At 66.9% G+C, this 17,654-nt stretch carries 16 protein-coding genes, 1 other RNA gene and 1 pseudogene; 5 read left to right on the top strand and 13 right to left on the bottom strand.

The window, feature by feature from the left end; all coding sequences use genetic code 11:
• Positions 1-143: 143 nt before the first annotated feature.
• Positions 144-507: a transfer-messenger RNA gene (gene ssrA, locus D7X12_RS04765) on the top strand.
• 55 nt (positions 508-562) lie between these two features.
• Here the strand turns inward: ssrA and D7X12_RS44050 are convergent.
• Entirely contained in the window at positions 563-1,192 is a 630-nt protein-coding gene (locus D7X12_RS44050; protein ID WP_244224348.1) for a DUSAM domain-containing protein, read from the bottom strand.
• 440 nt (positions 1,193-1,632) lie between these two features.
• Between D7X12_RS44050 and D7X12_RS45270 the strand changes: the two genes are divergently transcribed.
• From D7X12_RS45270 to D7X12_RS42275, 3 genes are all read left to right on the top strand, one after another.
• On the top strand, positions 1,633-2,016 hold the full coding sequence (locus D7X12_RS45270) for an Imm52 family immunity protein (RefSeq protein ID WP_341868201.1): 384 nt from the start codon (positions 1,633-1,635) through the stop codon (positions 2,014-2,016).
• Positions 2,013-2,387, top strand: a complete 375-nt coding sequence (locus D7X12_RS44045) for an immunity 52 family protein (RefSeq protein WP_341868202.1) — start codon at positions 2,013-2,015, stop codon at positions 2,385-2,387. The genes D7X12_RS45270 and D7X12_RS44045 overlap by 4 nt, the downstream gene beginning before the upstream one ends.
• 490 nt (positions 2,388-2,877) lie before the next feature.
• Positions 2,878-3,669: a hypothetical protein gene (locus tag D7X12_RS42275; protein ID WP_158619961.1), complete on the top strand. Its 792-nt coding sequence runs from the start codon at positions 2,878-2,880 to the stop codon at positions 3,667-3,669.
• Here D7X12_RS42275 and D7X12_RS45460 read toward each other — a convergent pair.
• From D7X12_RS45460 to D7X12_RS04715, 9 genes and pseudogenes are all read right to left on the bottom strand, one after another.
• A protein-coding gene (locus D7X12_RS45460) for an IS5 family transposase (protein WP_439329349.1) occupies positions 3,666-4,471 on the bottom strand; the annotation gives its coding sequence in 2 pieces (ribosomal slippage) (positions 3,666-4,126 and positions 4,126-4,471; 807 coding nt in all). The two genes, D7X12_RS42275 and D7X12_RS45460, sit on opposite strands and share 4 nt — an antisense overlap.
• 64 nt (positions 4,472-4,535) lie before the next feature.
• A complete protein-coding gene (locus tag D7X12_RS42270; RefSeq protein WP_147443526.1) occupies positions 4,536-5,213 on the bottom strand; it encodes a hypothetical protein in 678 nt (225 codons plus the stop codon).
• A 48-nt stretch (positions 5,214-5,261) separates the two neighbouring features.
• Positions 5,262-5,453, bottom strand: a pseudogene (locus D7X12_RS43425) (hypothetical protein); the annotation flags it as partial.
• Positions 5,454-5,585: 132 nt separating this feature from the next.
• A complete protein-coding gene (locus tag D7X12_RS04735; RefSeq protein WP_120624074.1) occupies positions 5,586-5,954 on the bottom strand; it encodes a DUSAM domain-containing protein in 369 nt (122 codons plus the stop codon).
• A 2-nt stretch (positions 5,955-5,956) separates the two neighbouring features.
• The gene (locus tag D7X12_RS04730) at positions 5,957-6,367 is read right to left on the bottom strand and encodes a hypothetical protein (RefSeq protein WP_244224346.1); all 411 of its coding nucleotides are present in this window, start codon (positions 6,365-6,367) and stop codon (positions 5,957-5,959) included.
• 102 nt (positions 6,368-6,469) lie between these two features.
• Positions 6,470-6,604 (bottom strand): hypothetical protein, encoded by a 135-nt coding sequence (locus D7X12_RS44925; RefSeq protein ID WP_279637145.1) that lies wholly within the window; start codon positions 6,602-6,604, stop codon positions 6,470-6,472.
• A gap of 84 nt (positions 6,605-6,688) precedes the next feature.
• Complete coding sequence (locus D7X12_RS04725; protein ID WP_147443525.1) at positions 6,689-6,922, bottom strand: hypothetical protein; 234 nt, start codon at positions 6,920-6,922, stop codon at positions 6,689-6,691.
• 138 nt (positions 6,923-7,060) lie between these two features.
• On the bottom strand, positions 7,061-7,798 hold the full coding sequence (locus D7X12_RS04720; protein WP_120624071.1) for an alpha/beta hydrolase: 738 nt from the start codon (positions 7,796-7,798) through the stop codon (positions 7,061-7,063).
• Between the two features lie 86 nt (positions 7,799-7,884).
• Positions 7,885-10,050, bottom strand: a complete 2,166-nt coding sequence (locus D7X12_RS04715; protein WP_244224345.1) for a DUF4082 domain-containing protein — start codon at positions 10,048-10,050, stop codon at positions 7,885-7,887.
• 331 nt (positions 10,051-10,381) lie between these two features.
• Here D7X12_RS04715 and D7X12_RS04710 point away from each other — a divergent pair, with 331 nt between their 5' ends.
• On the top strand, positions 10,382-11,479 hold the full coding sequence (locus tag D7X12_RS04710; RefSeq protein ID WP_120624069.1) for a vWA domain-containing protein: 1,098 nt from the start codon (positions 10,382-10,384) through the stop codon (positions 11,477-11,479).
• Positions 11,480-11,485: 6 nt separating this feature from the next.
• Here the strand turns inward: D7X12_RS04710 and D7X12_RS04705 are convergent, their stop codons facing one another.
• From D7X12_RS04705 to D7X12_RS04695, 3 genes are all read right to left on the bottom strand, one after another.
• Positions 11,486-13,942 carry a hypothetical protein gene (locus D7X12_RS04705; protein WP_244224344.1) on the bottom strand — a complete coding sequence of 819 codons (2,457 nt, stop codon included), beginning with the start codon at positions 13,940-13,942 and terminating at the stop codon, positions 11,486-11,488.
• Positions 13,943-14,052: 110 nt separating this feature from the next.
• Positions 14,053-15,072 carry a VWA domain-containing protein gene (locus D7X12_RS04700; RefSeq protein ID WP_120624068.1) on the bottom strand — a complete coding sequence of 340 codons (1,020 nt, stop codon included), beginning with the start codon at positions 15,070-15,072 and terminating at the stop codon, positions 14,053-14,055.
• 89 nt (positions 15,073-15,161) lie between these two features.
• A complete protein-coding gene (locus D7X12_RS04695) occupies positions 15,162-17,642 on the bottom strand; it encodes a DUF8729 domain-containing protein (RefSeq protein ID WP_120624067.1) in 2,481 nt (826 codons plus the stop codon).
• Between the last annotated feature and the right edge of the window lie 12 nt (positions 17,643-17,654).

Genomic DNA, 17,654 nt, shown 5'->3' with positions numbered 1-17,654 from the left:
GGCCTGGCTGGCTGTCCGGTGGGGGCAGGGGAGGGATGTTGCAGGAGCGACCCCGTGCGTGCAGGAGGATTGACGGGGGGCTTTCAGCGGTTAATGTAAGTGGTGTGCGGAGCAGTCGCGGCCGCATGAAGTACGGCGAATCTGGGGGCGACCTGGCTTCGACGGGGGCATTGAAGTTCGAGACGCGTGCCGAGCTTGTTGGGACCTCGTTAAACTGCCGACAACATCACAAAAGCCAACGACAACGTTGAGCTCGCGCTGGCTGCCTAATTAGCAGTCTTTAGTGCGCGGTCCCCCTGCTCTCGGTCCGTGGGGTGGGGATGGGCCGTCATAATGCGGACTGGTCACTGAGGGAGCCTGGGCCCGAGGTGACGAGATCTTTCCAGGACCGGCATCGGGAATCCCGTCCGTGGGAGTCCAGGTGACGTAGCAAATCGCGGACTACGCACGTAGGGTCAAAGAGCAGACGGCTTTCGGACGAGGGTTCGATTCCCTCCGCCTCCACAGTGAAGAAGCCTGGCAAGCCGGTACGGGTTGCCAGGCTTTTTCTTTTGTCCGGCCGTCAGTCCAGCCCCTCCAGCTCTATCTCCGCCAGCTCGCGGTAGAGCGGGATCTCTTCGACGGCGAGCAGGTCTTCCAGCAGCTTCCGCGCGCCAGCCACGTCGCCATTGCGCGCGAGGTCGTCGGCCCGCAACCTCGTGCGTGACAGGCGGATGGAACCCTCCCGGATCCTGGCGCGGGCTTCGCGCAGGAGCGTGGTCGCCGTGGCCACGTCGTTGACTGCTACCAGGGCGTCAGCGTCGGGGATGGCCACCTGCCGTGCAGCGCGCAGCAGCAGCTCTCGCACGTCGGAAGTGAGCGTCAGCGCTTCGCCCGCCTCCACCCGCGCGGCCAACCTTCGCACCTCCTCCCAATCGACGTCCTCGGCCATGCTCAGCGTCCCTTCTTCTTGGGGCGGCACTTGTTGTCCTCCCACTTCCCCCTGCTGCCCTTCGCAGTGCCGGAAGCAGTCGTAGCAGGATCCACTCCACGCCTCTTCCTTGCACCTCACGTAGTTGTTGATGCAGGCCCGCTTCCACTCCGGCAAGTCCGGCTTGGCTAACTCCATGGCCACCGTGACGGCGAAGAGGATCTCCTCCGCCTCCTGCTTCGTGGCTCCACAGCGCTCCGGGGCCCTCGGGTGCGTCTTCACGCAGCAACTCACCGTGGAGTCCTTGGGGGTACACGGCGCCTGGGCGTGCGCTGTTCGGCTAAGTCCCACTGCCGCCAGGGCGAGCGCGAGGAGCACCCTCATGCCCCAGGAGGGAGTGCTCCGCTTGTTCATTCATCACGGTCTATCCTGTTTTACGTGTTGGAAGGGTCCAACGATGCAGAAGTCACGCCCCCCATACCCGCCGGAGTTCCGTGAGCGGGTCGTCGAGCTGTTGAAGGCCTTGAGCCCAAGGACTGGTTCAGTCACTCCGGAGCCCAGGGAGTCATTGATCAAGCCCAGAGGCAGCTCGATAGGTCCGTGGCGTGGGCATCCCGATTGAGTGGCACGTGGCTGAACCCGACGCCGCCAAGGCCATTCGAAGGCTCTTGGACGAGGCCGGCGTCGAAGGCATAAGGATTGTCCACACCCTGGTAATCTGAGTGGAGCGCATCGTGGAGAAGCTAGCCGTCGAAGCCTACCATGCAGGTGCTTACTGGGGACCGCGCAAGGAAACGCCGGACGATTGCGCGAAGCGTGCTGCGAACTTCCTCGGCCTCCTGGCTCCGTACGACCCGTCCCTGGCCGATTGGTACAAGCCAACCAGGTCACGCAAGGACGCGCGCAAGCACCCACTCATGCCGCCCGATGTGTCCACTCTGACTGAGTTGTTCCGGTGCGGCGTGAACCGCGAACCTGGAGGGCCAGCGATTGAAGAGCTTGGCTTCCGCTTCTCGTTCGACAATGGAGGGGTTGCTGGAGATTGCATAACGTGCGCATCTCCTGTGGCGCCTACTCGGAAGCCGTTCCCAATTCGTGTGCGATGACTCTCCCAAAGCGTGGACCGAATGCGGACAGGCTTTTGACCGCGCCCGTGCTTGCAGGCGTGGTGCGAAACATGGCGCTGGCCTGGGATGCTGACTGGTGCATCGCCACGTCATGGGAGCATCGCGAAACACTCCAGGAGGAAGGCAGAACCGCAACGTTCGTGGGATTGGTCACGTACCTGGCGCGCCGTCGCGGCAAGGTGTCGCCACTTCCCGCTCCGGTGCGGATTGAGCCGGTCGAGGACAAGGGCACGCTGATCCTCCTCACACCTGAGCGCTTCACGGTCGCGAACCCGGAACATGTGGCGCTGTCGCGGCGCGTGCGCGAGCTGCTGGTCAGGGCTGACCTCATGCAGCCCGTTATTCCCTGACCGGCTCCATCGCGAGGGGCCGCGATATGCTCCCAGTGTGCCCTTCCATCCTGGGGTTTCCTGTCTCCCTGCCCGAGGGTTCGATTCCCTCCGCTTTCAAAGTGAAGAAACCTGGCAAGCCGGTACGGGTTGCCAGGTTTCTTCATTGCCTGCGGTTCGTCATGTGCCCCCAGTGTGCCTCTCCGGCGTTGACGCCGGTGTAACGTAGGTTTAGGGGACGGGCCGGTCGAGTTGCTGCACCGCGCTTCAGGCGCGAGGTGGGAGATGACGGCCTCGCTGGAGGTGGGCTTCTGCTCTTAATCCTTGCCGAGGCGAAAGAGATTGAGCCAACCAAAGGTGCGCTCCACCACCCAGCGGCGCGCGACCACCATGAAGCCACGAGGAAGCGGTGGGCGCTCAATCTCCGGCGGGGAAGGGCAGGCGCCTGCGCCGAGGAGAGTGACCTGGCATAGGGAGTCCAGGGGGGCTAAGATGAGGCACTGCTCCGTGAATGATTGAGTGCAATGCAAGGCAGGAGCATAGAGGCTACATCGGCCGCAATGTCGGACTGGAGGGGAACTATATGGGAGGCATTCCTGCGGTGCCGGAGAGCGTTGAACTCATTGATGGCGCACTAGCGAAAAAGAAAGAAGAACTAGCCGGTCTGCTCCTTGAGCTTGAGATCGCAGAGGCGAAGTCGAAGCTCCTTCATGCGCGGCAAGTTTGGTGGAGGAGTGGACGAACTGTGACAGCAATCATCGGAATGCTGGCTGCGATAGTTCCGGTAACGAGCGGCATTCAGGGCTTGATCCAGAAAGAAAGGGAGGCGGCTACCACGAGGGACATTCAGCAACTAGAGGCACGGGAGCGCTATCTCAATACGGTTCTCAAAGATCCCCACAATGCAGCTGTCGTGCTTCGCTTTATTATTGCAACGTCAGATGATTCCAGGGTGGCGCGCTGGGCGGACATCGAGAAGGACGCGATTGAGAGTCGTTTGGGTGAGATTAATAGACGGAGAGCCGCTCTCTACTTGGAGACCATCGACGTGGTGGCCAAATTGGCGAAGAGTCCCAGTCTTGCGGGTGAGAATGCAGACTTGGTCACGTTTTGGCGCCTCTATAATAGCGATCTGTTGGCCGTGGAGAGTCCTGAGGTCGAGGAGTTAATGGTTCAGATGGGCAACGTCATTAAGAATTGCGGTGCCGGTGAGTGCGATCGGGCGAATCTTCAAAGGCTAGCATTTCGTATCGCGCATGAAATGAAGGGAGAGATTCGAGCCGCCGCTGCTTACGGCCCCTAAAAAATGTCAGGGCAGAGGCGACGTAGGAGCATGATGCAGCAGCCGAGGACGAGGAATCCGAAGTGGACGTTGTCTCTGCGCTCGTCGCGGACGCGAAGCCGGCGCAGCTGGCTCTTCCAGGCCAGCGTACGCTCCACCACCCAGCGGTAGCGTCCCAGCCGCGCCTTGGACTCCACGCCTGGATGCACGATGCGTGGAGCAATGCCGCGCAGGCGTAATCCAAGTCGGTTCTTCCTGGAGGCATAGGCCTTGTCGCCGTGGACCTTTGCGGGACGGAAGCGGCGCTGCCCCGAAGGCATCCTCACCGCGGGCACGGAGTCGACGAGGGGGAAGGGTTCGTGCGTGTCGTGCACGTTGGCCGCCGTTACCGACTCGGTGAGCGGTAGGCCATGGACCTCTACGAGAAGATGATGCTTGCTACCTGCCTTCGCTCTATCCGTCGGGCTTGGGCCTGTGAGGGCCCCCTTTTTGACGCCCGCATGGACGAGGAGTCGATGGAGGCGCGGGAGAAGCCCACCTTGCCTCGCAGTCCCAGCGCATCCAGCAGCCGCGCTTGGAGTTGTTCCCACACGCCGGCACACGTCCATTCCTCCAACCTGCGCCAGGCTGTCATGCCCGACAGGCCGAACTGCTTGCGAGGCAGCATCTCCCACGGGATGCCACTCCTGAGCACGAAGACGATGGCCTCCAGCGCGGCCCGGTCGTCCGCCCGAGGGCGGCCCTGCTTCTTCTTCGGCCGGGGCGGAGGCAGCAGAGGCGCCACACGCTGCCAGAAGGCGTCGGAGACGAGTTCACTGACCATGTCCCTCAAGCTGAGGACGCCCCTTGCTAATGGCCAGTCCAGCCCTGACTTTCGTTAGGTGATGTTAGGAGTGGCGGGCGATGAATTCGCGGATATGCATAATGACAAGACCAACTTCTGTGCTGCCGAGCGTAAATTTAATGGGCTCGTGGGCGGCGGTGTTGCGCAGTCCACCCCAGCCTGTAATTAGTTTTCCATCTGAAGCGGAAATAACCTCGTTGCCATTGTTTCGCGCTTGGCCAAGCGCTCTTTCGTAAGCAGAGAGCGAGCCATGACCAGTCCATGTGATCGAGTTTTTCTCACATAGATGCTTAAGGAACGATTCAAGCGCTCCACCGGCAATCACCATCGCAGCTGCATTTATGTTGCTTGCGACAAGGGTATCTGCCTGCTCAAGAAGCTCCTCGATGGTTTCCGCCCTGATTGACTCAACAAGGCCGGACATTCGGCCAGACTCTAGCTGGGATTTGGCAGCACCGAAGATGGCGCGCAGTGAAATGTATGTATATCTGTTGGACCATGCTGCGGGATTGCTGTTATGGGCCGCAGAAAATACGGCCTCCCATCGCTTGACTATTGCGTGCCCCGGCGGGAAGACGCTTTTCATTGCTGTCTCGGCGTCGGTGATCCAGCGCACTGCATCGCTGTGATTCGGACTGGGCTCGGTCATACCCCCTGACTCCATGCGGACATTGCGACTATCGATTTCGGTGAACCATGCGAGTGCTTCGGGAATTTTCATGTCGCCATTGTACCGCGCCGGGCTGTTGAGACACTAGGTTGGTCGTAATCAGGCTTCTTGTTTCGACTGCAGTAGCTCTCGCCGGGCCTGACTCTGCGAGAGGAAGTTGTGGCGCTCCAGCAGCCAGTGCTCGTTGTACCGGTGTGCCCACTCCAGCAGGGCCCGGCGGAGTTCCTCCACGATGGCGAAGGTGCGCACCCAGAGCAGTTGCTCCTTGAGGGTGCGGATGAAGCGCCCGGCCTGGGCCTACAACACGGGAGCGATGGGCTTCCACGCGCTCCGCTCTCTGTGAAGCTCAAGGTGAAGGAGTTCGGCCGGAGGGGGTGGGCAGGTGCCTCTTCCAGACGTACGGACGGGGGCGGATGGCTTTCGTCAGTCCAACTCCTCCAGCGCCAGCTTCGCCTCTTCCAGGTAGAGAGGCACGACCTCCACGGCGAGCAGGTCCTCGAGGAGCTTCCGTGCGCCGGCCGTGTCTCCGGCCCGTGCGAGGTCCCGTGCCCTCATCTCCGTGAGCCCCAGCCGCAGGGAGCCTTCACGGATTCGCGTGCGCACTTCGCGCAGCAGCGCAGTGGCGGTTCCCTCGTCGTGGACAGCCGCCTGCGCGTCTGGCTCGGCGATCGCGACCTGGTGCGCCGAGCGAAGCAGGAGTCCCCGTACGTCTGGGGTGAGCACCAACGCTTCTCCTGCCTCGACGCGAGCGGCCAACTCGCGCACCAACTCCCAGTCGATGTCCTCTGCCACGTTCAGTTGTCTCCCTGCTGGCGTCGGCACTTGTTCCGCGGCCATTCGCCCTTCTGCCCCTCGCAGTACCTGAAGCACTCGTAACAGTGCCCCAACCAGTCCTCTTCTTGGCACTTCACGTAGGTTTCCATGCACACCCGCTTCCACTCCGGCAGATCCGGCCTGGCCAACTCCATGGCCACCCTGCCAGCGAAGAGGATCTCCGCCGCCTCCAGCTTCGTAGCACCACAGCGCTCCGGCGCCGTCGGGTGCGTCTTCACGCAGCAACTCACCGTGGAGTCTTTGGGGGTGCACGGCGCCTGCGCCAGGGACACAGATGCCTTGCTGGCCTGGGCGTGCGCCGTTCCGCTACGACTCGTCGTCGCGAGGGCGAGCCCGAGGACCACCAGCATGCCCCAGGAGGGGGTGTTCATTTTGTTCATGCATGCCGGTCTATACGGCTTTCGGTAGGTGGCGCATCCTCCTTGAGAGGGAGGCTCAGGGCCGCACGTGCAGGCGGGCCCCAAGGGCGACATCTACGCGATGAAGGCGCTGAGCTCGTCGCCCGGTTTCGGCACCCGTTCCAGTACGTCTCCGGCCTTCGGGACGAAGGCATCGCCCGGGAAGCCGATGAAGACGGGCATCTCCGCCGTGGGTTCCACGGACGTCACCTCCGCCTCAGCCCGGCCAATCACACCACGCGGCGGCTTCAGCACGCCGCCAACGTGGTGGTCACCAGGGCCCGCGGGCCTACATCACTTACACTGCGAGATGCAGAACGCACGGTAGGACGTGCAGTAGTACGGGTCGCCGCCGCCGTAGTAGCACTGGTAGTACTTCGCGTCGCAGGCGTCGGTGCAGGGACTGGGCACCGCCATCTCGATGATGCGGTCCGCTTCCTCCTGGCTCAGATCCTCTGGCGCTTCCACTCCGCCACATCCGGCCAGCAGGCCCACCGACATCAGCCCTGCAATGATTGCCGCTCGCATGTGCTTCTCCGGGTCTTGAAGGTTTGTGCTGCCTTGCAAGGATAGCCCTGCCCATGGCGCCAATACCAGTCACGCCCCTGCTCCGGACCCCGGCGGTCCAGACAGACCCTCCATGTGGAGGACGACGCGGTGCGCTGCCTACCGCTCCCCGGGCCCCTGCAATGCCTGCCTCAAGAACGTGCGCCAGTCCTCCAGCAACTGGGGCGACATGTCGTGGCCCAGGCCTGGATAGGTCTTCACGTCGATGGGGACACCTATCGCCTTCAATGACTCCACCCGCGTATGCGTCTGTTGCGCCTTGATGATGGGGTCCACCTCTCCCTGGAACACGAGCACCTGACCCGTCTTCGGTAGGGATTGCGCGGGGTCTCCCAGCAGACGCGAACCCATGGGCACCGCCACATCCACCAGCTCCGGGTGGCGGATGGCGAGCATCCACGCCAGGTCTCCTCCGTAGGAGAACCCCGTCACCGCGACGCGGCGGATCTCCGGGTGGGCGCGGCGCACCTCCCGGATGAGGTCCGCGAGTTGACCTGCCACGCGCTCCACGTCCTCCGTCTTCTCGGGCCAGCCCTTCTGCTCGTGGTCGACGGGGAACCACGTGAAGCCCTCCCGGTGGGGCCTGAAGCCACGAGGCGCAACCACCCTCACCGCCGTGCCCAGGGCCTGGACATGCTCCTCCCAGAACTCCGGCGTGGACCCGGAGTAGTGCAGGACCACGAGCAGAGCCTCCGGCTCCGAGGAGGCACCCAGGGTGTACGTCTTGTGGCTGAGCCGCGGCGCAGCACCCGCGGTCGGAGCTTCAGACCGGGTGCTGGCACATGCCGACCCCAGCAACGACAGGATGAGGAGCACAGCGGCATCGCGACAGTTCATGATTCCTCCCAAGGTCGTTGCCATTCACCCTGGGCGCCTGCCTCCATCCCGGAGGCAGGCGCCAGGAGCCGCTGTACGTCAGATGCTTACGGCAGCGGCGCCAGCTGGATGTTGTCGAAGTTCGTGTCCCAGCCGTTCGACGTCGCCAGGGTCACGTACGAGCAGCTTCCCTGCCAGTTCGTCACGACGTGGGTCACCTGCCCCGGCGTCAGGGTGAAGACGCGCGTGGGCAGGTTGAAGCAGCTCAGGGTGAGCGTCGCGCCCGTATCCCAGGTGAAGGCGTCGAGGCCGACGATGACCCGATCCCCATACACACGGAGCTCCCCCTGGTTCACGCCCGGGCCGTTGAACGAGATGCTCTGCGTCGTGAACCCGCCCCAGGCAGAGCCGAGGTACCACTTGTTGTGCACGAAGTAGAAGGGACCGTGCTCTCCGGTGATGGCCTGGTCCGCGCCCTCGAAGCCATCGAAGGTGACCAGGTTCGACGCGGCGCCAATGGGGATCGTCAGGGTGCTCGTGTTGTTGCCGAGGACGTTGTCCGTCTCGGACGCGGTGACGGTCGCCTGGAACTGGAACGTCCCGGAGACCGAAGGCACCAGCGTCATGCGAACGACGAGGGTCTGCCCGGCGGCAAGGCTCGTGAAGTCGCAGTGCATGTTGTCATTGCTCTGGTAGCCACACGAGCCCGCCGTCGTCGTCGGAGTGAAGGCGAACGGCGCGAGTCCGGCGGGAACAGGAACATCGAGCGTGAGGTTGGTGGCCGCCCGCGTGCCGTGGTTCGTCACCGTGATGTCATAATCAAGCGCTTCGCCCCGGACACCCGTGCCGGCGGGGAAGGCATGCTGCACGGAAACGTCGACCGGTGACGTGTTGCCCGTACCGGGCACGAAGACGACGTCCACCCAGAAGTTGGCGTTGTAATACACGTCCGTGGGGAAGCCGCTGCCATTGAGATGGCGCACGCCGTTGCCGCCGGCCGCGACCGAGGACGGCGCGTGCAGGGGCGGCATGTCCACGCCCGCGCTGGCGAAGTAGTGGGCCGTGATGCCGTAGTAGCCCCCGGGCGCGAAGTACGACACGACATAGGTCGTATTCGCGGCGAGGCTCACCGGCGTCACGAACGCCAGCTCGCGCCAGCCGAAGCCGCTCTCCACGGGCGCCTGCACGGTGGTGCCCAGCAGCGTCCCGGTGGCGCTCCACAGGTGGCCCACGGCCGGGGGCGTGTCCATGCCGCTCTTGTAGTAGCGGATCTTCGTCACCGTGCCCGCCACGTCCGAGTGGAACTTCAGGCCCACCTCGGTCGGCGTGGCGTCCCCGTTGATGCCGTGCGGGTCGCCCGTCACCACGTTCCAGAAGCTGCAGGGATTGCAGCTGGTGCTCGCGAGCGTGGTGGCGGTGACGGTCGCGGACGCGGGCCCCACGTTGCCGGCGGCGTCACGGCCGCGCACGGTGTAGGAATACGCGGTGGCGGGCGTCAGGCCGGTGTCGCGATAGCTCAGGGTGGTGCCGGGCAGCTCCGCGATGAGCTGGCTGCCCCGGTACACCAGGTGCGCGCGCGCGTTGCCCTGCATCTCGCCCGAGCCGTCCACGGAGGCGTACCAGGTCAGGTCGATGGCGGTGGACGAATTGGGCGTCGCCGTCACGTTGGTGGGCGCCGTCGGGGGCGTCGTGTCATTGGGCTGGAAGGCCACGTCCACCCAGTAGTTGGTGGCCTGGAAGGTGTCCGTGGGAAAGCCGCTCGCGCCGTAGAGGTAGAGGCCGTTGCCCGCGCCCGCCGCGCTCGCCGCCGCGTGCAGGGGCGGCACATCCAGCGAGGACGTGAAGCCGTTGCTCGTCGCCGCGTAGTGCCCCGCGGGCGCGTGGTACGAGACGACGTAGTTCGTGTCCGCCGTGATGTTCACCGGCGTGGCGAAGCGCACCTCCTGCCAGCCCGAGGCCGTCTCACCCTGGAAGGTGGCGGTGGCCAGCAGCGACCCCGTCGCGGACCAGAGGCTGCCGGTGTGCGTGCCCGTGTTGCCCGCGCCCTTGTAGAAGCGCACGCCCTTGATCTGCCCGGGCGCGTCGCTGCGGAAGCGCATGCCCAGCTCCACCGCGGAGCTGTCGTTCGCGGCCGCCACGGCCGGCACCGCGGAGGCATCGAAGAGGGAGCGCTCACCCGCCAGCAGCGGCTGCGCGGTCTCCTCGGTGCGCGGTGTCTCAGGGGCCGGCGGCTGTGACGGACCGCAGCCCGCCTGCACCCAGGTGAAACCCACTACCAGCGTCGTGACCCATCGTGATGCGTGTCGAAGCACTTCGGACTCCTTGGGGGGAAAGACGGGCGAGGGGATCTCACACTGCCGCTTTCAGAGTCGAGCATTTCAAGGAAGATGGACGTTTCCAGGCTTGTGCCCGTGGAGGACTCCGGGGGGATGCGGGGTGGGGACGAAGCCCGTTTCCCAGCCCGTCGCCGAGGGCGCTTGGAAGGCCCCAGGAAGGCCCCTGGAAGGCCCCAGGACGCGCCTCCAGGGGCCCCGTCCCATGTCAGACCCCCCGGGTACTCTTCTTCATGTCGCAGCCAGGAACGAACGAGGGGGTTCAAGCGCCATGAGCACGTCTGTGATTGATAACCGCGTCGAGGTCGTCTTCAGCTTTGACACCACGGGCAGCATGTATCCGTGCCTCGCGCAGGTGCGCAAGAAGCTGGGGAGCGCGGTGGCCCGGCTCACGAAGGAGATTCCGGGCATCCGCATCGGCATCATCGCGCACGGCGACTACTGTGACGCGGGTTCCACCTACGTGACGAAGGCGTTGGATCTCACGGATGACGCGAAGGCCATCACCCGCTTCGTGGAGAAGGTGGGACAGACGGGCGGCGGAGACGCGCCCGAGTGCTATGAGCTGGTGTTGCACGAGGCGCGAAGCCTGTCGTGGACGGAGGGCTACACGAAGGCGTTCGTGCTCATTGGAGACGACGTCCCGCATGGGCCGGCCCAGAACCCCAAGAAGCTGGACTGGCGCAAGGAGGTGGATGCGCTGGGGAAGCGCGGGGTGCCTGTCTACGGGGTGCAGGCGCTGAACCGCCGCCACGCGACGGCGTTCTACAAGGAGCTGGCGGAGAAGTCCGGCGGCTTCCACCTGAGCCTGGACCAGTTCTCACACATCACCGACATGCTGCTGGCCGTCTGCTACAAGCAGTCCTCGGACGCGCAACTCCAGGCGTACGAAGCGGAGGTGTCTCGCGAAGGCCGCATGAACCGTGGGTTGAACGCCATGTTCAACACGATGCTCAAGCGGGCCACGTCCACGCTCTTCGGTGCGACGGACCTGCGCGCGGTGCCGCCCGGGCGCTTCCAGGTGCTGGAAGTGGATGGGGACAGCGCCATCAAGGAGTTCGTGACGGAGAACGGCCTGGGCTTCAAGACGGGGCGCGGCTTCTACGAGTTCACCAAGACGGAGACCATCCAGGGCCGCAAGGAAGTGGTGTTGATGGACCGCAAGACTGGCGACCTCTACAGCGGGGAGCGGGCGCGGGAGATGCTCGGCCTGCCGCCCGGAGAGACGGTGCGCATCCGGCCCGCGAGCCTGGAGAAGTACGTCGTCTTCGTCCAGAGCACGTCCGCCAACCGCAAGCTGCGCGGCGGCACGAAGTTCCTCTACGAGGTGGAGGACTGGGACGGGGCGCGCGGGCTCGAAGCGGCCTGAGCCCGCCTACCGGGCCTGCGGCACCCGGGGCACGGGGCACACGGGTGAGGCCACCGTCAGCGCCTCGTTCATCCCGAAGACGAGCCACCCGTCCGTGAACGTCAGGGAGCGCACGGGGGCCGGCGTCGGGTAGCGCGCAAGCTCGGAGAGGTCGTCCGCACGCAGCGCGAGCACCCCCGCGGGGACCGTGGAGATGGCCAGGTACGCCACCGCGCCGTCGAAGGCGAGGATGCGCGAGACGTCCACCGGCCCCGTCCGCTCCGCCAGGTTGACGTGGGCCCGGGTGACGATGCGCGTCCCCTCTCGCTCGAGCATGTAGACCTCCCGGCCGTTCTCGATGACCAGCCCGCGCCCCTTGGCGAGCGCCAGGGCCGTGAATTGATCCGTGCTCCCGGCCAGCTCGCCGGTGGCCGCCGTGCCCTCGCCCGTCCAGGAGCGCCAGAGCAGCGGGATGCGGGCAGGCTTGTCCGGCGTGAGGTAGTGCATCTCGCCCAGCAGCAGCTCGGACCGCTCGCCATCCAGCGCCAGCGCATAACCCTTGCGCGTCTCCGACGAGGCCGGATCCACGGAGAGGGTCTGCTCGGCGGCCGGCGCGAGCGCCTGCCCCGTGCAGGCGCCGTCCAGCGCGAAGCGCCGCAGCGTGAAGCCTCCTCCGGTGATGGGCGCGGCCTGGAGGAGCTGTCCCTTCGCGGAGGCCAGGACCGCCGGGCCTCCGGCGAGGCGCACCTGGCCCTCCGGCTCCAGGAGCCCGCCGGGGCCGCCGGGGGTAGTACGCAGGCAGCTCAGCACCGCGGTGCCGGCCTCCTGGTGCACGTTGGCGCCATACGCGGGCAGGGTCACCAGCTCCCGGGTGCTCGCGCCCGGATGCGCGGGCGCCAGCCGCAGCCGCTGCGTGTCCGCCGGGAGCGTCGTGCCCCCTGACAGGACCCCGGGGGCGCTCGGGTCGCGGAGGTCCACGCGGTGCGCCCCGAAGGGCCCCGCCGCCAGCAGGGTGCCATCCGCGGCCACCTGCACGCGCTCGAAGGAGCCATGGTGGATGCCCGTCTGGAAGCGCAGCGCATCCGGGCCCTCGAGCGCGACCACGCGCCGCCAGGGTTGCAGGACGGCATGCCGTCCCCGCCCCGCGAGCAGGAACGGAGAGATGTGCAGCCCCACCTCCTCGCTCTGACGCAAGGGGAGCATGGCCACCGGGGACGACACACTCCCGGCGCTCAGCGCATGCCGCTCCACGACGTAGGAGCGCGTGGTGCCGTTCAGGCGGACCCACTGCACCAGGAGGTCGTCCTTGAAGAGCACGAAGCCCACGGGGCGCTCCCAGCGCACCGTGCCCTCCACGGGGAGGAAGGACTTCACCGGGGTGGGCGTCGCCGAGCCGCCCAGGTCGTCCAGGCGGTACACGAGGATGCGGCCCAGCTGCCCGTAGCGCAGCAGCTCGTGCGCCACGACGTACGTGCCGTGGACCTGCGCGCGGAACAGGGACAGGGTCCCGAGCAGCGCGGGCTTCAGCACCGGCTCCGCGGGGTTCGTCACGTCCACGGGCACCAGCCCGCGCGTCGTCCCGACCCAGAGCGTGTTGCCGTCCTCGGACACGGACATCGAGTTGCAGGTGCCGGGAAGCTGGAGGACGTGCGTGGTGTCCGCCACCAGGGCGTTGTCGGCCTCCACCCGGTAGGGCGTCACCGCGCCGCCGTTGCACATCCAGAAGTGGGCGCCCCGTCCCGCGCCCGCGAGGATGCTGTTGCTGCTCGAGTGCAGCGGCAGCTGGGACAGCGTCGTGATGCGGTCGCCCTCCAGGCCCAGCAGCTCCAGGCGCTGCCGCGTGCCCACGACGACGACGCGGTCCGGGCCCAGGGGCAGGAAGAAGGTGAGGAACCGGTCGGACCAGTCCGTGGCGCCGAAGAAGCGGTCGACGCGGACGTCGAGGACGCGATGGTCCAGGCGCTGGAGGCCCTCGGGTGTCACGCGCACCAGCGACACCGACAGGCCGCTGCCACCCAGCCGGTCGCCGAAGAGGAGGCGGTCGTCGGACACGAACTCCGCCAGGCCCTCCAGCGGCGTCGCGGCGCGCTCGGCCGGGGCCGTGCCAAGGCTCCACGCCGTGCCGTGGGTCGCGGGCGGCCGCGAGGAGGGCTCACCCCGGCACACGCCGGCCAGGCAGCGGTCCCCGGTGGTACAGACGTCGCCGTCGCCACAGGCCGTCCCATCCGGGGCAGCGGGAAACACGCAGACACCGGCGTCGTCCAGGAACTCCGCCGTGCACGGGTTGTCGTCCAGACACGTCCCGGCGTCGCCCGCCGTCCCGCCGTCCTCCACTCCCGCGTCCGGGAGCCCCGCGTCCCCTGGCCCCGCGTCCTGGAGGCCCGCGTCCGTGCGGGGCTCCTCCGGGGAGTCCCCTGACGCGCAGGCGGTGATCAGGAGGGCGAGCAACAGGCCCCGGACGCTCGACAACGCGGGAATCATCATGCGTGAGCCACCCCGGGCATCCGCCCTGCTCCCTCCAGGTCATGCCGGGCCGCCGGGCGGTCACGGCCGGGCGCGGAGGGAGCCGCGCCCGGCGTCATGGCAGGGTGCTGCTACTCGCTCAGCGTGGTGCAGCCGCGACCGAAGTTGTTCACCACGGTCTGGTAGTCGCCGGTGTCCACCACGCCGCTGCGGTTGAAGTCGGCGCCCGTGCCGACCGGGACCTTCTGGCCGTACTGGCTCAGCACCTGCGTGCGGTCCGTCACGTTCACGCAGCCGTCCAGGTTCGCGTCACCGGGCAGCGGGGTGGCCTGGGTGGCGGGGGTCTTCTGCGTGACGCCCGCGTAGCGGCCGCGGGTCGCCTGGGCCAGCCCGGAGAAGAACGGCACCTCGGTGGCCGCGCTGGGGGCGGCCTCGTAGGGGACCCGCACCGTCTGGCCCTCGCCCGGCTCACGCCCCTCGTAGTCGCCCTGGAGCGGGATGTTGTCCGTGAAGAGGAAGTCCACGTCGGCGACCAGCGTGAGGCCCGGGGGGTACGGCGGCACGAAGACGCCGCAGGGGCCCGCCGAGTTGGCGTCGCCCGTGCACGCCTTGTTGCGGACCTTCGCCTGCCAGCTGCCGACGTCCAGGGTGGGCCAGACGCCCACGCTCCATGTGCCAGCGCACTGGTTCAGGGCGGGGGTGGAGTTCTCGTCGCCATCCGTCACCAGGTAGACGCGCTTGGTGTGGAACTGGTTGGGCAGGAAGTTGATGAGCGCGTCCACGGCCGAGCACACGGAGCCGGCCAGCGGCGTGTTGCCGCCCAGCGTCGTCGCGTTGACGGCCGCGCTGATCTGCGCCGGGGTCGCGTTGGCCGCGAAGTTGATGACCTGCGTGGGGCCGGCGTTGTCGAACGTCCAGAACGCATACTTCGTCGGCACGCTGGGGATGATCTGCAGATAGCCGTCGATGCGCGCCTTGGCCACCTGCAGGCGCGTCAGGCCGGGGACGGACGTGCCGCCCATGCTGCCCGTCTTGTCGAGCAGGATGAGGACGTGCTCGTCGGCCAGGGCGGTGCTGGAGGCCAGCCCCCCGACGCAGGCGAGGGCGACGGCGGCCTTGGACAGGAAACGACGCTTCGATTCAGTACGCATGGGATGAGCTCCTGGGAGTCAGAGGAACCAACGACATGCAGCGGTACGACGGGGGACACTCTTTGACACTGTCTGGGATGAGCCCGGCGCTACGGGCAGCCCTTCCCATAGTTCTGGAGGATGATGTTCCGGTCGTAGATGTCGATGCGGCCACTGACGTCCAGGTCGTATGCGGGGTTGCCGGGCGGCACGAGCTGCCCGATGGAAGCGGTGACGAGGTTCAGGTCCTCTTCGTTGATGCAGCCATTGCCGGAGACGTCACCCACCAGCAGGGTGCCGCCGTTCACCACCAGGCCGTAGTCGGCGTCCACCGCCGCCGTCTCCAGGTGGTTGTCCTGGATGACCTCGTCGCCCAGCACCTCCACCTTCCACAGGCCCGCCGCGGGATTCGCGAGGAAGACGTTCTCCACCGTGTCGACCTTGTTGGACGTGCCTCCCGGCGTGGAGAAGTTGCCGGCGCTCAGGCCGTTGTTGCCCCAGTAGACGGTGCCCGCGGGGTCCGTCACGCGCAGGGACAGATCATTGATGCGGGCCTGGGCCGCGCCCACCGTGCCCATGGGGTCCGTGTAGGCCAGGGTGACGTTCAGCTCCGTCTGGCCGGAGGCGACCTTCACGCTGTAGGTCCTGACGCCCAACGGGGTCACCACGTCCGTCTCATCGATGATGCTCGTGACGGCGGCGCGGTCCAGCAGGCGCTTCACGTCCGGGTTCCCCCAGCCCTGCTTGTTGCGGTCGATGTCTGCGTTGGCGCCGCCCACGGACCAGTTGTAGCGGTGCGCATGGCTGATCATCAGCGCCTTGGCGGTGGCCATCTGCGGGCGGCTGGTGAAGACATCCGCCTTGTTGCCGTAGCCCGCCCACACGCCCTGGTGCCACATCTGGAACAGCAAGCCGAAGTGGCCGGCCGTCTGCGGCGTGGCGGAGCTGGTGCCCCCGAACTCCGTGTAGCTGGTGTTGGAGCCGCCGCTCGCCGAGCGGATGGAGTCGTAGAAGTACGACAGGTCCGGCTTGATGCGGCCGTCCTGCGCCGGGCCGATGCTGCCGCTGAAGCCCCAGCGGTCATCCGCGCGCGACAGGGTGTTGAGGTGCTGGAAGGCGCCCACCGAGACGATGTTCTTCGCCCAGGCCTGCGGGCGGGACTGCCGGCTGCCCGCGTTGCTCTGGGATTGCGTGCTGAGGATGGGGTGCCGGAAGAGGTAGTCATCCACCTCCGCGGAGACGGTGGTGTACGACGTCGTCAGCGCGCTGCCCACGCTGGAGGTCTGGAACACCGCGCGGTACGGGCCCGCGGGGTTGATGAGCTCCTGGTTGATGTCGTAGCGGGACTTGGCGCCACCGAACTGGGTGGACTCGCTGTAGAGGAAGAAGATGCCCTGTCCGCTCGGAATCATGCCCCGCGCGGCCGGGTCCACGCCCCGGGCGAAGTTGTTGCTGTAGCAGCTGGTGCCGTGCAGCGACCCGGTGGTGCCCGTGCTGTGGATGATGGGCGGGGTGGCCCACTCCTGGTGGGTGGTGCGCAGCTCGGTGTCGAAGATCTCCCCGCGCACGCCCTGGCCCGTCCACCCCTTGAGCGACTGGAGCGCGTTGGCGCCCCCCAGCTCCCGGACGATGTCCATGTCCACCTCGCCGGGGCCACCCCAGCGATCAACGAACTGCACCTCGTTGGCGCGCACCACCTGCGCCAGCTGCTCATGCGTGAGCGTGGCCTCCACGCGCAGGCCGCCCGGCTCCACCAGGTCCACCCGGCCGCCGACCGCGCGCACCCGCTTCACCACGGCGTCCTGTCGCGCGGCGCCGCGCTCCCCCAGCATGAGGGAGTAGCGCTGCGTGTCCGGCAGCCGCGCCGCGCGGCCCAGCAGCGCGTCGCGCAGCACCGGCTCCAGGCGGTACTCGGGATGGTAGGGCCCCACCCAGCGCACGTAGGGCAGGTCCGCCACGCGCTTGTGGGTGTCGCCGTCCATCTCCACGAGGAAGGTGTGGTCGGTGAGGAAGCGCAACACCTTGCCCCCCTCGCGCTCGACGGCCTCGTGGAACCCGGGCAGGGGCGTGCCCAGGAACTGCACCAGGTGCAGGGTGTTGCCCGCGTCCGCGGCCAGCAGGTTGCCTGTCTGGGATTGTCCGCCCTGGAGCGGATCAAACCCGGCTCCCTCCAGTCGCACCCTGTATTGGGTCTCACGCACCCGCCCGAGCAGCTCCGTGCCCCCGCGCGTGTAGGCCATGAAGTCCTGGCGCGTGCCATCCGGCTGCTGCTCCCGCCAGACGTGCAATTGGACGGCGGGCCCCGGGACGGTGACGGTGCGCAGCGAGGAGACGGGACGCACGGTGCGGTGGAAGACGAGCCCGGACGCGGTGACCAGCGAGGAGCGGCCTGCCCCAGAGGTGAGGCCCGGGGCCCGCTCAATGACGAGCTTCGCCGGCGGCAACGCCGCTTCACGCGAGGTGCCCGGTGGCGGCGTGCCTCCGGACGCCGGGGCCGCCATGGCGCTCAGCGGTGGGAGGAGGGCGCAACCCAGTGCCAGGGCAGAGAGGGGACGCCAGGACTTCACGCGCCAGGACGAAGACGTTCGCATGTCGGTGCTCCT

It is taken from the genome of Corallococcus sicarius, assembly GCF_003611735.1.
Classification (GTDB): domain Bacteria; phylum Myxococcota; class Myxococcia; order Myxococcales; family Myxococcaceae; genus Corallococcus; species Corallococcus sicarius.
Note: the sequence above shows the minus strand (reverse complement) of the source record. Positions and strands in the feature narration are given on the sequence as shown.

Bases quoted from the DNA above. Each gene is read 5' to 3' on its own strand.
- D7X12_RS04725 (WP_147443525.1), bottom strand. From the start codon at position 6,922: ATGCGAGCGGCAATCATTGCAGGGCTGATGTCGGTGGGCCTGCTGGCC.
- D7X12_RS42275 (WP_158619961.1), top strand. From the start codon at position 2,878: ATGATTGAGTGCAATGCAAGGCAGGAGCATAGAGGCTACATCGGCCGC.
- D7X12_RS04730 (WP_244224346.1), bottom strand. From the start codon at position 6,367: ATGAACACCCCCTCCTGGGGCATGCTGGTGGTCCTCGGGCTCGCCCTC.
- D7X12_RS04705 (WP_244224344.1), bottom strand. From the start codon at position 13,942: ATGATGATTCCCGCGTTGTCGAGCGTCCGGGGCCTGTTGCTCGCCCTC.
- D7X12_RS44045 (WP_341868202.1), top strand. From the start codon at position 2,013: ATGACTCTCCCAAAGCGTGGACCGAATGCGGACAGGCTTTTGACCGCG.
- D7X12_RS04710 (WP_120624069.1), top strand. From the start codon at position 10,382: ATGAGCACGTCTGTGATTGATAACCGCGTCGAGGTCGTCTTCAGCTTT.
- D7X12_RS04695 (WP_120624067.1), bottom strand. From the start codon at position 17,642: ATGCGAACGTCTTCGTCCTGGCGCGTGAAGTCCTGGCGTCCCCTCTCT.
- D7X12_RS04700 (WP_120624068.1), bottom strand. From the start codon at position 15,072: ATGCGTACTGAATCGAAGCGTCGTTTCCTGTCCAAGGCCGCCGTCGCC.
- D7X12_RS04720 (WP_120624071.1), bottom strand. From the start codon at position 7,798: ATGAACTGTCGCGATGCCGCTGTGCTCCTCATCCTGTCGTTGCTGGGG.
- D7X12_RS42270 (WP_147443526.1), bottom strand. From the start codon at position 5,213: ATGAAAATTCCCGAAGCACTCGCATGGTTCACCGAAATCGATAGTCGC.